This is a genomic window from Arthrobacter sp. Sr24 (assembly GCF_054511175.1).
On sequence record NZ_JBTNDB010000004.1, the window covers coordinates 1 to 14,396 of the forward strand.

Genomic DNA, 14,396 nt, shown 5'->3' on the forward strand with positions numbered 1-14,396 from the left:
AGCCACGGCCGCAAGGGATCGCGCTCGATCAAGGTCGTCACTATTGATGCCGGAATTTTGTTCCCACACGCCGCGCAAGCCGCGCAGGTCACCCGCCGATCCCGCCGGACCCATGGCACAAAGTGGAGTGTGGAAACGGTCTACATCATTACATCGCTGCCCGCGGAAACCACCAGTGCCGCAGAGCTGAACGCCATACTCCGGGGGCACTGGACCATAGAAAATCGTCTTCATTGGGTCAGGGATGTGGTTTTCCTTGAGGACAAATCAATGGTGCGGACCGGCAACGCGCCCAGACTCATGGCCTCTCTCAGAAACCTTGCGATCAGTCTCTACCGCATCGCACGAATAACGAACATCGCCAAAGCCACCAGATACACCGCCAGAAACGCCCACCGCGCCCTCAAAATCGCCAGAATCAGACCTCTACCAACGACTTTGCATTAGCCCTGGGTCTGGGTACCCTTTTTGTATTGCTCGATCACGGGAAGGCCTTGAGCGTCGGTGCGGCCGTACGCGATCTGGTAGGTGCCATTGGCGGTGGTTTGGGACAGGATTTCGTTTTGACTGGTTCCGGCGTAGCTGTAGTGGTAGCTGGACCCGTTTTTGGTCACGGTCGTCATTTGATCGGCACCGTTGTAGGCGTAAGAACCGTTCGGGTCCGCCGTCAGGTTCCCGGTTCCGTCGTAGCTGTAACCGGTGGAGCTGATGTGATTGGCCGCGTTCGCGGTGAACGTTTGGCTCGTGGTCGTAGCCCCAGTCGTGGTGGCAGTGAGCCGGTTCCCGCGAGCATCATAGCTGTAGTTGTAGGTGATCGCGGCTGTGGTTCCGCCACTGGTGGCGGCTTGGGTGAGCCGGCCTGCACCGTCATAGGTGTAAGCGGTGGCGGAACCGGTGAGATTGTCCTTGACCCATTGGATTTTGGAGCGGTCCGCAGTTGCGGTGGTGGGGCAGCTCGGTGCGGTGGATCCGGCCGAGTAGCAGTAGGACTGATCCATCACCACGGTGTTGTCGGTGTTGCCGTTCCCGGAGTTGGCGATGGCCCGGGTGATGCGCCCGGTGGTGTCGTAGTCGTTGTGGGTGTGTGCTTTCCAGGTCGTCAGTGCCGGGTTGGCTTGCAGCCAGGTATCGGTGCGTCGGCCGCGGTCATCGGTGGCGAACGCCAACGTTTTGGGTCCGTCGGTTGGGTGCTGATAGGTCGAGGTGACGGGGGTGCCGGAGGCGTCGAATTGGTAGGTGGTGGTGCCGCGGCTGTCGGTGGTGGAGGCCAGGTTCGAGGCCCGGTCGTAGCTGTAGCTGATGGTGCCACCGCCAGCGGTATTGGTCCGGGAAATCAGCCGGCCCATCTGGTCATAGGTGTAGGTGGTGGTCCCGGACCCATCAACCCGCGTCAGGGGCTGCCCGCTGTCGTTGTACGTATTGGTGACCGTGGGGGTATTGTCCGAAAAGGAGGTGGACGTGACCCGTCCCATCGCGTCGTAGGCGTAGGTGAGGGTGATCCCGCGGCCGTTGCTCGCGGTGAGTACTCGTCTCCAGGGGTCGTAGGTGAAGGCCCGTGCGCCCAGGGAGGAACCCGTTACGGGGGGTCAGGGCGTTGAGTTGATGGTTTCCGTCGTAGCCGTAGACGGTTTTGTTGCTCCCGTTCCCGGGCGCCAGAGCGGTGGCCACCGTCCCATCCGTGTTGTACGTCAGTGCTGCTGTTGCCGCGAGGGCGTCCGAGGACGTCAACGCATTCCCTACACCGTTGTAGGTGAACAATGATGCGTTGCCCGCATCGTCGGTGGATGATGTTGCCAGGTAGGCGGTGTTCGCGGCCGTGTTCGCGTACTCGGCCGCCCCTGTCGCACCACCGGAGCTCTGGGAGGCGGTGATTGACTGACCCGTGTTGGCGCCGAAGGTGTTAGTGGTCGTGGTGCCGGCGGTGGTGCCGGTGCCTTGCGTAGCGGTGAGGGTATCGACGTCAGCAGTGTAGGTTTTTGAGCGGGCCCGGCCCATTTCATCGGTGACTGCGGAGACCCGCTTGTCAGCACCCAGGGTGTAGGTGGTGTGCGGGACGAGGGAAACCGCTGTTCCTTGATGGGTGTTCGGACCCGCCAACAGGGTTTGCGTGCTCGAAGGATAGGTCAGCCGGGTGATGGAATCCCCCGGGGAACCGGTGGTGGTGTTGGTTTGTTGCACCTGGGTGACTTTGCCGTTGCTGTCGTAGCTGAGGGTAGTCACAGCCCCGGTGGGGGAGGTGATCGTAGCGACCCGTCCGCTGGAATAGGTGAAGGTGGTGTTTTTACCGGCGAGATCCGTGAACCCGCTCAGGTTCTTGGACGTGTCATGGGCGAACGACACTGACCGGGCGGAGGTTCCCGAGGATTGAGTAATCCCCTCCAGCAACCCCGTGGAGGAGTTGTAGCCAAGGTTCGCGGTCCGGGCCCCGGCGACGCCGCGGGTGGAGACGACCTTGGTCAGTTTGCCTGAGGACCAGATCAGGGCGGTGGCATTGCTGTTGCGGTCCTTGATCTGGGTGGCCTGCCCGTCCGTGTTGAACGTCAACACGGACGCACTCGTCCGGGACGTCAACGTCCAGCCGGGCGTGCCGGTCTTGACCAGATCGGCTTTCACGCCGGCAGGTGAGGTATACGCCGTCGTTGACCCGGATACCGGGGTGAACAGGGCCGAGTATCCATCTCCTGAGGTGTAAAGGATCCCGGTCGGGGCGGTGGACAAGGACCCTGCCGAACCAGCAGTCAGGGTCCAGCGCGGGGCTACCAGTCCGGGGCTGGTATCGGCGGAGAGGGAGTTGAAGTTCATCCCGAGTCCGACATCACCGTTGATGCCGGGCAGTGCCAGAGCCGTGATGCCCAGTTGAAGGTTGCCGGTGCCAACGTCCAGGGATGCGCTGACGTTCTCGCTGATCGGGATCGGCAACCGGGTAGCCCCAGGCCTGGATCCCAGCAGTCCCACCGTGGAGGCATCTCCGGAAGGAAGAGCGGCGAACGAGGGGGTAGCGACACCCACGCCCATACCCAGCTCCAACCCGGCCGTCAATGTCCCGACCAGAGATGTCCGTCCCACAAACCCCCACCGGGTCGGTGGAGCAGTGGCCGGGCGAGTGTGGTGTAAGTTGTCAGCGGGCAGTTGCTGGCGCAGAGTTTTCATAGACATCGTTGTCCCCCAAAACGAAGCGAAGTAATGGGCTATGTCTACCCATATTTTGAAGGGAAAACAAGAGTGGTTCGCACATCAGTCCGAAAATAATCTTGGGGAGCCTATCCCGCCTCACCTAGGGTGGGCCCACAAACCAGGGAATCCAGCGGTTCTAGCCAGCCATGGCGGGGACCACGAGGAGTGTTACTGTTTCATGCGTGCCTGGTAATCACGAGCTCGTACCAGAGGAATGGGAGTCCGCTGCACGTCCCGCTTTTTTGGGGGGCCGTCCCGACTTCGCACGCTTCGTCACGCTCACCCCTGCAATTTATGTCTCCTACGTGCCACTTACCACTGTGACTCATAGATTGGTGGAATCCAACCGGACGGTGGCGCAGCGTCCCCTCAAGACCGACCTATTTTGGCCCGATCAATTGTGACAACGAAAGTGCGCTGCGGACTAGGTTCACAGGCCAAGCACGGAATGTGCTGCGCCGGATATACGGGTGCGCACGAATCTTGGCCCAAAGGGTTTTAGATTAGGCCAATCGGCTGGATGAAAATAACGGCCAGCCGGACTTGGGCAAGTTGGCACCGCCCAACAGGTGCCATTTCCACCACGGACCACGGCACATCCAACGGATCAGACAGGAAAGTGCCCAAGAACCGCAATGTCCCGACCTGAAGCGCAAAACCGGGCCGATTATTCTCGCCGCGGCGCTCAGCAATCTCACACAGGTCAGCCGCGTCGAGATAGAAGAACTGCTCCAGCTCCGCCTGAGATGGTTCGCCTACAAACCGCCCGAACACCACCGCTTGCTCATCAATCGACCTGTCACCGAGCTGCCTCGCGCCCACGCAGGGCAGGGCCTTACGCTCAATCCTTACCCAGTACTATCAAGACCGCATCACGCCAGGGGGTAAGCGAGAAGTATGTTGCCCAAGTATTAGGTGGGGGAGTCGCCGTCGTACTCTGAATTTTCAGGATGATGATCGCCTAGGCCGCGGGCCGCAAGAGCCTCACCAGTGGCCCGGGCGTACCCCACGGTGGCGATGACCACGGGCAGAGACCGGGCCAGCAAATTACGCTCCAGACCACGGGCGCGAGCCGCATCCCGAACGTCGGCAAAGGCGCCAATCACGAACGGAATGCTACGCAACATCAGGGCAACTGTCAGCGAGAACCGTTCCGGGTCGGCGCCGAAGCGCTGCAGGGGCGCAACCAGCGCGGACAGCCCGTCCAAGAGTTCGTCCACAGGCGTTGAAGCAGTCACAACATTGGAAGCTAGCACCGTGGCCACGATGGCGGCGATGACCTGCCACGCCGTCAACGGACCGTGCTGCCACCACTGATACGCGGCGATGAGCACCAAGAAGATCAGCATCATCCGCACCGCTCGCCACATTCGCTGCCAGGACAAGCCAGCAACAAAATGGGTGGCTATCACCAGTACTAGGGTTGCCGTGGTGGTAACAGCGCCCACCAAAACCGAAATCAGCGGAGAGGCCAAGCAAAGCACAGCAACCGCGAACAAGAGCGCGGCTTTGAGCGCAAGCGGCGTGCGGTGAATGAGCGAGTCGCCGGGGACGTGCCCAGCCACCATGAAAGCGTGACCGCGCACTAGCCCGCCAGCTCCTGGTAAGCGGCAATGGCCTGGTGAGGTTCGCCGTCGAACGCTACCTGTCCTTGATCAATGACCAGGGCGCGGTCAAAGGTGGCAGCCAGGGAGAGATTGTGCGTGGACATGATGACTTGCTGGGGCAGGTTCGTCAGGCGCTGCATGAGCTGCCGGGTGTTACGCAGATCCAGCAGCGTGGATGGCTCATCCAGCACCAAAATCTCAGGGTCTACGGCCAAGACGGTTGCTAGTGCGGTCAGCTGCCGCTCGCCACCGGAGAGCTCGTAGATGCTGCTCTGGGCGAGGTGCTCCAGCCCGTAACTGGCCAAGATGGACAGGGCCTTCTCGCGGCGGTCCTTTTTGCCCAACTTCTGCCGGCGCAGGGACAACTCGAGGTCCTCCTGCGGAGTGGGCATGACCAACTGCGAGAGCGGATCGGTGAACACAAAGCCCACGCTGCGCCGGACGGCGGCAACGTCACTGTGAGTGCTGCGGCCATTGATGGTCACCGTGCCGGTGGTGGGCAGGAGCAGTCCGTTAAGGAGCCGCAACAGGGTGGATTTGCCGGAGCCGTTGGCGCCAATAATGGCGATTCGCTGCTCGGTCAGCGCCAAGGATACGGGGGCCAAGATTTGTTTTGATTGCTGCGTGCGGGGATCTGCTGGCGGCACAGTGACTCCAGCCTGGGCTAGAACAATGCCGCTGTTTGAAGAATTAGTCACCGCTTGCGGCGCACCAACAGATCAGGGAAGGCACGGTGAAGGCTCAGCGCAATGATCACAGCTAGAACGTTCTTGATGACGTCGCCCGGGAGGTAGATGACATCGGCCAGCATGGCTGTCTGCCAGCTCATGCCCTTCATGACAAAGCCAATGATGCCGAAGATGTGAATCACTACGGTTCCAGCCATGGCTGCACCAAACAAAGCTGCGGTCCGCCACCGGCTGCGAACTGCCAGCGTGGCCAGCAAACCAATCACGGCAGCTCCGAAAATGAAGCCCACAATGTAGCCCGCAGAGGGGCTGGCCAGTACAGCTGGCCCGGCGCGGAAGCCGCTAAAAATAGGGAGGCCAATGAGCCCCAGCAATACATACAGCCCCACGGCGGCGGTGCCACGAGCAAAACCAAGAACTAGGCCACACATGGCTACCACTAGCGTTTGCAAAGTGATGGCCACGCCAAAGGGGCCCACATTGATGCCAGGGACGGCGATCGAGGCCGCCATGAGTGCGGCAAAAACGGCAATGAGGGAAAGGTCCATGGCGCCCCAGCGCTGGCGGCTGCGTCCCGGGAGGGAGGAAATGCCTGACATGTCTGAAGCTGTCTCAGACTTGTGCACCTGACGTGATGTTCGATTCATTCTTAGGTACTTTCTGCGCGGGGGATTCTCGTTGTGCCGGAACGTCGTTAGACTAAGGAGGTTGTCCAACGCCCGTGGCAAGCAACTAATGCTTGCGGCCGGCGTGGCACGGCACCTACCCATTCTTTGAAAGGTTACTACGTTGATAACGGTCCAAGACCTTGAGTTACGCGCAGGAGCGCGATTGCTCATGGACGAAGTGTCATTCCGCATCGACAAAGGTGACAAAGTTGGGTTGGTGGGGCGTAACGGTGCCGGCAAGACAACGTTGACCCGAGTCCTCGCCGGTGAGGGTCTGCCAGCAGGTGGCAAGGTCACCCGTTCCGGTGAAATTGGCTACCTCCCGCAGGATCCCCGCACCCCGGACATGGAGCAGTTGGCCAAGGATCGGATCCTCTCGGCCCGTGACCTAGACAAGGTCATTACCAAGCTGCGCAAGGCCGAGTCGGACATGGCCAGCGAGGACAACAACATCCGTGACAAGGCAATGCGCCGCTACGATCGCTTGGAGCAGGAATTCCTTGCCGGTGGCGGGTACGCAGCCGAGGCTGAGGCTGCCGCGATCTCCTCAAACCTTGCCCTGCCCGAACGCATCCTCAACCAGCCGTTGAAGACGCTCTCCGGTGGTCAGCGTCGCCGTGTGGAGTTGGCCCGGATTCTCTTCTCCGGCGCCCAGACCATGCTGCTCGATGAGCCCACCAACCACTTGGACGCCGATTCCATCTCCTGGTTGCGTGACTTCCTCAAGAGCCACCAGGGCGGCTTGATTGTGATCAGTCACGATACCGAACTGCTTGAAGCCACCGTCAACAAGGTCTACCACCTTGACGCGAACCGGGCCACGATCGATCAGTACAACCTGGGGTGGAAGAAGTACCTGGCTCAGCGTGAAACCGATGAACGCGCCCGACGCCGGGAACGCGCCAACGCTGAAAAGAAGGCTGGCGTCCTGATGGACCAGGCCAACAAGATGCGCGCCAAGGCCACCAAAGCTGTGGCAGCGCAGAACATGGCCAAACGTGCCGAGCGCCTGTTGGCCGGACTGGAAGAGGTGCGCGCCCAGGACAAGGTTGCAGCTCTGCGCTTCCCCGATCCTTCGCCGTGCGGTAAGACCCCGCTCATGGCTGAGGGCTTGAGCAAGTCTTATGGCTCGTTGGAAATCTTCACCGATGTCAGCCTGGCCATCGACCGCGGTTCCAAGGTAGTCATCTTGGGCCTCAACGGTGCCGGAAAGACCACGCTACTGCGCATGCTTGCGGGCGTGGCGAAGCCTGATACCGGTGAGATCATCCCCGGCCATGGCCTGAAAGTTGGCTACTACGCCCAGGAGCATGACACTCTGGACGTCACCCGCACCGTTCTGGAAAATATGCGCTCCGCAGCCGGTGACATGAACGACGCCGAGGTTCGCGGCATCCTTGGCTCCTTCCTCTTCTCCGGTGATGATGTCAACAAACCGGCCGGGGTTCTCTCCGGTGGCGAGAAGACTCGTCTGGCGTTGGCGACCATTGTGGCTTCCAGCGCCAATGTGTTGCTTCTGGATGAGCCCACTAACAACTTGGACCCCGCCAGCCGTGCAGAGATCCTTGGCGCCCTGAAGAACTACACCGGCGCCGTGGTGCTGGTCAGCCACGATGAAGGCGCCGTGGAGGCCCTAGATCCCGAACGCGTTGTGCTGCTGCCCGACGGCGACGAGGACCTCTGGAACCCGGACTATCTGGACCTGATCACACTGGCTTAGTTTCACCGCTCCACACAAGTACGACGGCGGGAGGTTTCCTTGGATTTCAAGGTGACCTCCCGCCGTCGTTAGTTGGGCAGAGTTTTCTGGTGGGTAGGAGCTAGCGCACCGTTGTTTCAACGGCCCCGGTGGCGCGAACTAGTTCGTTGTAGCTGATAGACAACATGGCTTGGTGGCTGCCAGCGCCTGCCCACAACACGGGGAACTGTGCCAAGGAAGAATCTAAGAAGGAACGGATAGGGGAGGGATGCCCCAGTGGTGCCACTCCGCCAACAGGCTGCCCCGCGTGCTGCAGGACGTACTCGGGGCTGGCGCGGGTGATCTTAGGCAGGCCATGATCTCGGGCAACCTTTTTCGTATCGACCTTGGCGGCTCCGCTGGCCAAGATCAGTAGCGGGTCACCGTCACATTCAAAAATCAGGCTGTTGGCGATGGCGCCGACGTCGCAACCCAGAGCTGCCGCAGCTGTGGCAGCCGTAGCGACCGAGTCCGGCACAACTATCACGGTGTCCGGCAAACCAGCGTTGAGCAATGCTGCGCGGACGTTCTCCACGATCGGATCGATGGGATCTGCGCTGGGGCTGGCTGCGAGTCCTTCAGAGGGCTGGCTCATCAGAATCCTTGTGAGTCGAGGAGGGCGTCTTCGGCTTCTTCAGCCGTTGGCTTGGCGCCGGGTTTGCGCACCTTGGTGTGACGGCGGGGGTGGAATGCTGATCCTCTGCCATGGAGTTCTTCCACAGGTACCCCTGACTCTTCGGCTTCCATAGCGTCAAAGTCATCGTTGCGGCGCTGCATCCTTGCGGCATAACCGAAGCCTACGAAGGCCAGTATGCCAAAGGCAATCCACTGCAGTGAATAGCTCAAATGCGAGCCCTCATCGATGGACGGGGCTGGGAATGGAACCGGGTTGCTGGCGGCGGCAGGTGTTTCTGAGGCCAGCTGACCGTAGGACCCCGTCTTAATGGGGTACGCAAGCTGGCCGGCATATTCGTTGAGGTCAATGGAGGCCAATTGGCCTTCCGGAGCACCTCGATCCAAGGTGGGTTCGGCCGGTTTCAGCCGAGCAATGACCTCAACAACGCCCTCCTGCGGCTGGGGGATAAAGTCCGGGTGTCCGGCCTCGCGGTTACCAATGGGCAACCAGCCTCTGTCAATGATGACGGTGTCGCCATTTTCCAGTGTGAGTGGAACCAGTACCTCGTAACCTGGACCACCATTCAACGGACGGTTGCGAACCACCCGCTGATCCTCGGTTTGGTAGGTACCCTTCAGCCTGACCTGAGTCCACTCCTTAGCCGGGTCCAACTCGTCAAAGTTAGCGGCAATTTCACCGTAATCCACAATGGTGCCAGCATAGTTCTGCTGAATCTTATGGATATTCTCAACCACCGCATTGCGACGGTTCATCTGCCAGTTGCCTAGAGCCACACAAGCGAGGGCGAAGATGAGGGCCATGGCGAAATAGCCCAGCCACCTGCTTGAAAATAGAAATTTGTACGTCTTCATGAACTAGACGGGATCCTTCGGGTTCAACGGTTGGGTGGCAAGAGGCACAGTCTCTTTCCACAGTGAACGGCTCTGCAGGTAATCCTCAAGCCAGGCGGTGTGCTCGGTGCAGGCCAACCAGATTTTGCGACGTTCAGGGGTGTGGATCTTGGGATTGTTCCAGAGCAGCTGCGTGGTGGCGTGTTCGCGGCAGCCCTTTCGGGAACATATCGGCGTCTCCGGAGCGGGCGGCTGTTCGGACCCATCAGCGCCCAAAAGATCAAAGATGTTCATGGCGTGGCTCCTGCTCGGTATCCTGCTCAGTGGCGTCCTGAGGCGCAGCGTCCTCCGTAGCGGCGGTTTCACCTTCGTCGGGGACGATCTCCCCGGTGAGGAAGTCATTGTCGGGGGAGACGTCGTCGTTCGTGGGATCTTGCCCCGCGTTCACCGCATAGAGGGGCGCTTCATCGAGCAACTCCACGGTTTCCTGATGGATGGTGTCAGCGCCGCCATTGGCGAGCATGACAGCGACCCAGGGCAGCACCACGGCACCAGCTGCGGGAATGATCTTGAACCAGCCGTCGACCACAAAGATCAGGACCAGACAGACCATACGGATGCCCATGGTCAAAGCGTATTGCCGCATTCTGTGGCGCATGTCGACGCTATGGGGAATTGCGGCGTTGGTTATGGCTTGAACGGTGGGTTCCGGCGTGCCGATTAGGTATTTGCTGGGCCGATTTTCACCGGACACGGGCGTAGCTGATTGCTCTTTCATCACACTCCAAGGGACCCATTCATTCTCTCACTGCAGCACTGCACAACCAAAAGCCAGCTGGGAGCCGCGGCGGCTTTCACGTAGGATTCGTTAACTAAAGTGACAGTCCCGGTGCGGCGTGGGCATCGACCCGCCAATTTTCCCGTCCCGGCACGTAAGTTGCTTTACTAAAAAACTTCCAGGAGGAATACATGAGTGCATCGGTAGGCGCCGAAAAGCAGGGCCGCAGTGTTTTGGTCACAGGGGGCAACAGGGGCATTGGCCTAGCCATCGCCAAGGCATTCTTGGCTAATGGTGACAAGGTCGCCGTGACTTTTCGCAGCACCGCCGATCTGCCCGAGGGCATCCTGGGCGTCCAAGCTGATGTGACCGACGCTGCCTCCATCGACGCCGCTTTCACAGAAGTCGAGGCTGCTCACGGTCCCGTTGAAGTGCTGGTGGCAAACGCCGGCATCACCAAGGACACCCTATTGCTGCGCATGAGCGAGGACGATTTCACCTCCGTTGTGGACACCAACCTCACCGGCGCGTTCCGTGTCATCAAGCGCGCCTCCAAGGGCATGATTCGTATGCGCAAGGGCCGCGTCGTGCTGATCTCCTCCGTGGTGGGCCTCTATGGTTCCCCGGGCCAGATCAACTACGCCGCCTCCAAGGCCGGCCTCGTGGGAATTGCCCGCTCGCTGACCCGCGAACTGGGCTCACGCGGCATCACCGCCAACGTGGTGGCTCCTGGTTTCATCAGCACCGACATGACCGCTGCCCTTCCCGAGGACACTCAGAAGCAGTACCTCTCCACCATCCCGGCCGGGCGCTTTGCCTCGGCTGAGGAAGTAGCCAACGTGGTTCGTTGGGTTTCCAGCGATGAGGCCGCCTACATCTCCGGTGCGGTCATCCCCGTTGACGGCGGATTGGGCATGGGCCACTAAAGTTCCGGCCACCGAAGTACGACGGCGGCGTGCACGCCTCTCGTACGCCCCGCCACCGTTGGAGTCGCTGTTGCAGCGACTCTCTACTCGGCGGTACGTCCGGGCGCCAGTAGGATTCGATATAAGACTGCCCGCGTGGGTTGACCTCAATGTCATCGTTACGCGGGAAATCAATAAGTTTCAATGAGATGTGAAGGATTTTTTATGGGAAAGCTTGACGGAAAGACAGCCATTGTTACTGGCTCCTCGCGAGGAGTTGGCGCCGATGTAGCCAAGTTCTTGGCAGCCGAAGGCGCAGCAGTGGTAGTCAACTACCGCCAGAAGGCACCCCGTGCCAACAAGGTTGTGGCTCAGATTGTTGAAGCTGGCGGCCGCGCCGTGGCTGTAGGCGCAGATTTGACCACTCAGGAAGGTGTGCAGGCCTTGGTCAGCGCAGCCCTGGAGAACTTCGGTTCACTGGATCTGGTGGTGCTGAACGCTTCTGGTGGCATGGAAAGCGGCATGGCTGAGAACTACGCATTGCAGCTCAACCGTGACGCGCAGGTCAACCTGCTCAACGCCGCGATGCCGGTGCTGCCCGCCGGTTCCCGCGTGGTGTTTGTCACCAGCCACCAGGCGCACTTCATTGAAACTGTGCCCACGATGCCCGAATACGAGCCGGTTGCCAAGAGCAAGCGGGCCGGTGAAGATGCCCTGCGCGCCTTGATCCCGAACCTCGCCGCAGAGGACATCTCCCTAGTGGTTGTCTCAGGCGACATGATTGAAGGAACCGTAACGGCTACTCTGCTGGACCGGGCCAACCCCGGTGCCATCGAAGCTCGCCGAGCTGAGGCAGGCAGGCTGTACACAGTGGCTGAATTCGCCGCTGAGATTGCCAAGATGGCATCGGCCGATGTTCCTTCAGGTCACACCGAGTACGTGGGCGGCGCCGACTACTTCAAGTAGGCCGCACACCGCCGGTTTTTTAGCTACATCATTCTCGAGTGTCCACTTGATGTACGTTTTGGCGCCTTTTTGGGCCTGTAGCGTGCGTCAAGTGGACATTCGTTTTGTGGGGACGGCACCACAAATGTCCCTAATCCCTAGCGATACAGTCGTGTGCCCGAAGACCAACCCTAGTGGACAGTCCGGATCGCTTCTGCCCAGATGGACTCGTTGTCCCTCACGAATTCAGTCATGGTGTTCCAGTGGTCCCCATGGCCGGTCGTGAACATCGTCCCCCATGGTTCGGTTCCTGTGGCATGGGCACTCTTAAGTAGTTCGTACATTGCCGCTGTCCGTTGCCACATGGCGGCGGGGAGTGCCGCACGGAGCTCGTCGTCGGCCCCATAGCCGTCAATGAACGCCGCCAACGCCCGTCCCGCCACGGATGGATCCGTCGGTGCATGATTCAGCGTGAACGCCTGCGCGGCGTATGCGAGATCCCACAAGCGCGTGCTCGGCGCGGCCGCATCCCAGTCAATGAATACCCAGCGGTCTCCGATGATGAGATTCCACGGAGCCAGGTCGTTGTGGCAGATCAGCTCGGCTCCGGGGGCTGGAATGAGTGTGTTCCAAGTTGAGTCGGGAGCCGGTTCGTAAGTTGCACTGGAGTCATGAATAGAGCGAACCAGGCGGCCGACCCGGAACAATTGGGGGAGCGACAAAGGTGGTGAGTCCATGGCGAGGCGGCCGGGGACAAACTCTGTCACTTGCCGTCCCTTGGTGTCCGGCTCATATACGGCAGGCACATCAACGCCTTCGGCGCGCATGGCCTTCATGTAGGCGAGCACGCTCGAAGTGGCGTCCGTCCATGGCTTGCGTACTGTCGCGCCGACGCGCACCACACCATCTGAGGCATTGCCGCCGGTCAGGAGGATTTCTTCCATCTGGCAAGCCTAGCGGCCTGGCCGAGCCTGCCCCTCAGGCGGCGAGGTCAATGGGTTTTGCCCACCTCCAATGGCTATTCGTAGCCTCGGCGAAAGTACCCGGCTAGACTCGGCACTTAACTCATGAGGCAAAAGGGGAACCAATAATGAGCACACCAACGGCGTCAGCCACTTTCACCAAAACTGGTCAACTGAACAAACTCTCAGTTGCAGCCGTAATCTTGGCTGTTGTTGCCATTTGTGGCCTCTGGCTGCTCGGCATTGGAGTTCTTGCCGTTCTCGCGGTAGGAGCCGGACATGTCTCACTGGAACAGATCAGACGAACAGGTGAGCGGGGGCGTTGGCTGGCAATAGCTGCTCTGTGCGTCGGCTATGCCATAGCAACGTGGTCATTCTTCACGGCACTGTTCTACGTTCCGGCACTTTTCCAGCAATGACGACCTAAGGATCCGGCTCAGGGCGGAAATTAGTTGCTGAGGTGCTGTCAAAGCCCTCCGGAGGGAGCAGCTGTTGTTCGCCGGAATTTGATACTGACCAATAGCTGTTGACTAGATGTTGGCCAACACCAGTGCCACGTCGAGGTTCGGGATGTTGATCTGGGCGTCTGCCACGGCCCGTACGGCCGGCTTGGCGTTGAAGGCAACCCCAAGTGTCGCCGCGGCCATCATGTCCAGATCGTTAGCGCCGTCTCCGATGGCCATCGTGGCGTCGGGCTCAACGCCTGCTTCAGCGCTCCAAGCCCTCAATTGCACAGCCTTGGCAGCCCGGTCCACCACGGCGCCACTGACCTTGCCGGTGAGGTGTCCGTCAACAATTTCCAAATCGTTAGCCATGGCGTGATCCAGACCCAGACGATGTGCCAACGGAGAAAGTATCTGGGAGAACCCACCTGAGACGGCACACACAACATGCCCGGCAGCCTTGGCATCGGCCACAAGCCGCTCGGCACCCACGGACAGCCTAATTTTGGCACCCACATCCGCGAGCACGCTTTCGGGCAGCCCAGCCAGGGTGGCTACCCGATGGTGCAGGCTCTGCGCAAAATCCAGCTCTCCACGCATGGCAGCCTCGGTGACTTCAGCCACCTCGGATTCTTTCCCGGCATGTGCGGCCAGCATTTCAATGACTTCTTGTTGGATCAACGTGGAATCAACGTCCATGATGATGAACTTGCGTTTCGCCTCGCGCAGCGAATCGGGGACCACTGCGGTACTCACGCCGTCCTGTGCAACATCAGCCAGTGCCGCGCGGAGTCGGGCAATGCGGGCTGCTGCCTGTGCATCGCTAGCTCCACTAGGATCCAGTGAGCCCAGTTCTAGTACTGCCGCCACAAATCCGGGGTGGTTCTCCGTGCGTTCGTTGGCCACCGTATAGCCATGGTCCGTCAAAACAGACCGAACCTTGGCTAGGGCTATGGGGGAGAGCGTTTGGCCGTAGCAGACTGCTGTAAAAGTGGAGGGCATGAGAAGTATTCTAACCAA

General features: G+C 60.2%; 17 protein-coding genes. 5 read left to right on the forward strand and 12 right to left on the reverse strand.

Features of this window, described 5'->3' with window-relative positions; all coding sequences use genetic code 11:
- A partial coding sequence (locus ACX80D_RS04035) for an ISAs1 family transposase (RefSeq protein ID WP_459321350.1) occupies positions 1–447 on the forward strand: 447 nt, incomplete at its 5' end.
- Here ACX80D_RS04035 and ACX80D_RS04040 read toward each other — a convergent pair.
- From ACX80D_RS04040 to ACX80D_RS04065, 6 genes are all read right to left on the reverse strand, one after another.
- The gene (locus ACX80D_RS04040; protein WP_459321351.1) at positions 444–1,472 is read right to left on the reverse strand and encodes a hypothetical protein; all 1,029 of its coding nucleotides are present in this window, start codon (positions 1,470–1,472) and stop codon (positions 444–446) included. The two genes, ACX80D_RS04035 and ACX80D_RS04040, sit on opposite strands and share 4 nt — an antisense overlap.
- A complete protein-coding gene (locus tag ACX80D_RS04045) occupies positions 1,381–3,156 on the reverse strand; it encodes a hypothetical protein (protein WP_459321352.1) in 1,776 nt (591 codons plus the stop codon). Before ACX80D_RS04045 ends, ACX80D_RS04040 begins: the two co-directional genes overlap by 92 nt.
- Before the next feature lie 516 nt (positions 3,157–3,672).
- Entirely contained in the window at positions 3,673–3,996 is a 324-nt protein-coding gene (locus tag ACX80D_RS04050) for a DUF4158 domain-containing protein (protein WP_459321353.1), read from the reverse strand.
- An 89-nt stretch (positions 3,997–4,085) separates the two neighbouring features.
- A complete protein-coding gene (locus ACX80D_RS04055; protein WP_459321354.1) occupies positions 4,086–4,760 on the reverse strand; it encodes an energy-coupling factor transporter transmembrane component T family protein in 675 nt (224 codons plus the stop codon).
- Positions 4,760–5,479 (reverse strand): energy-coupling factor ABC transporter ATP-binding protein, encoded by a 720-nt coding sequence (locus tag ACX80D_RS04060; RefSeq protein ID WP_459321355.1) that lies wholly within the window; start codon positions 5,477–5,479, stop codon positions 4,760–4,762. Before ACX80D_RS04060 ends, ACX80D_RS04055 begins: the two co-directional genes overlap by 1 nt.
- A complete protein-coding gene (locus ACX80D_RS04065; protein ID WP_459321356.1) occupies positions 5,476–6,117 on the reverse strand; it encodes a biotin transporter BioY in 642 nt (213 codons plus the stop codon). Before ACX80D_RS04065 ends, ACX80D_RS04060 begins: the two co-directional genes overlap by 4 nt.
- Before the next feature lie 142 nt (positions 6,118–6,259).
- On the opposite strand from ACX80D_RS04065, the gene ACX80D_RS04070 reads away from it, so the two are divergent.
- Positions 6,260–7,858: an ABC-F family ATP-binding cassette domain-containing protein gene (locus tag ACX80D_RS04070; protein WP_459321357.1), complete on the forward strand. Its 1,599-nt coding sequence runs from the start codon at positions 6,260–6,262 to the stop codon at positions 7,856–7,858.
- A 100-nt stretch (positions 7,859–7,958) separates the two neighbouring features.
- On the opposite strand, the gene ACX80D_RS04075 is transcribed toward ACX80D_RS04070, so the two are convergent.
- Genes ACX80D_RS04075 through ACX80D_RS04090 form a run of 4 tightly spaced genes read right to left on the reverse strand, consistent with a single transcriptional unit; the run spans position 7,959 to position 10,121 of the window.
- Entirely contained in the window at positions 7,959–8,471 is a 513-nt protein-coding gene (locus ACX80D_RS04075) for a YbaK/EbsC family protein (protein WP_459321358.1), read from the reverse strand.
- Entirely contained in the window at positions 8,471–9,364 is an 894-nt protein-coding gene (locus ACX80D_RS04080; RefSeq protein WP_459321359.1) for an SURF1 family cytochrome oxidase biogenesis protein, read from the reverse strand. Before ACX80D_RS04080 ends, ACX80D_RS04075 begins: the two co-directional genes overlap by 1 nt.
- A gap of 3 nt (positions 9,365–9,367) precedes the next feature.
- Complete coding sequence (locus ACX80D_RS04085; RefSeq protein WP_459321360.1) at positions 9,368–9,637, reverse strand: hypothetical protein; 270 nt, start codon at positions 9,635–9,637, stop codon at positions 9,368–9,370.
- Complete coding sequence (locus ACX80D_RS04090; RefSeq protein WP_459321361.1) at positions 9,624–10,121, reverse strand: DUF3099 domain-containing protein; 498 nt, start codon at positions 10,119–10,121, stop codon at positions 9,624–9,626. Before ACX80D_RS04090 ends, ACX80D_RS04085 begins: the two co-directional genes overlap by 14 nt.
- A 191-nt stretch (positions 10,122–10,312) precedes the next feature.
- Between ACX80D_RS04090 and ACX80D_RS04095 the strand changes: the two genes are divergently transcribed.
- Positions 10,313–11,047: a beta-ketoacyl-ACP reductase gene (locus ACX80D_RS04095; protein ID WP_459321362.1), complete on the forward strand. Its 735-nt coding sequence runs from the start codon at positions 10,313–10,315 to the stop codon at positions 11,045–11,047.
- A 204-nt stretch (positions 11,048–11,251) separates the two neighbouring features.
- Positions 11,252–11,992: an SDR family oxidoreductase gene (locus tag ACX80D_RS04100; protein ID WP_459321363.1), complete on the forward strand. Its 741-nt coding sequence runs from the start codon at positions 11,252–11,254 to the stop codon at positions 11,990–11,992.
- 170 nt (positions 11,993–12,162) lie between these two features.
- On the opposite strand, the gene ACX80D_RS04105 is transcribed toward ACX80D_RS04100, so the two are convergent.
- The gene (locus ACX80D_RS04105; protein WP_459321364.1) at positions 12,163–12,915 is read right to left on the reverse strand and encodes a phosphotransferase; all 753 of its coding nucleotides are present in this window, start codon (positions 12,913–12,915) and stop codon (positions 12,163–12,165) included.
- 146 nt (positions 12,916–13,061) lie between these two features.
- Here ACX80D_RS04105 and ACX80D_RS04110 point away from each other — a divergent pair, with 146 nt between their 5' ends.
- On the forward strand, positions 13,062–13,352 hold the full coding sequence (locus tag ACX80D_RS04110; protein ID WP_459321365.1) for a DUF4190 domain-containing protein: 291 nt from the start codon (positions 13,062–13,064) through the stop codon (positions 13,350–13,352).
- A gap of 111 nt (positions 13,353–13,463) precedes the next feature.
- On the opposite strand, the gene serB is transcribed toward ACX80D_RS04110, so the two are convergent.
- Positions 13,464–14,378 carry a phosphoserine phosphatase SerB gene (serB, locus tag ACX80D_RS04115; protein ID WP_459321366.1) on the reverse strand — a complete coding sequence of 305 codons (915 nt, stop codon included), beginning with the start codon at positions 14,376–14,378 and terminating at the stop codon, positions 13,464–13,466.
- Positions 14,379–14,396 lie beyond the last annotated feature (18 nt).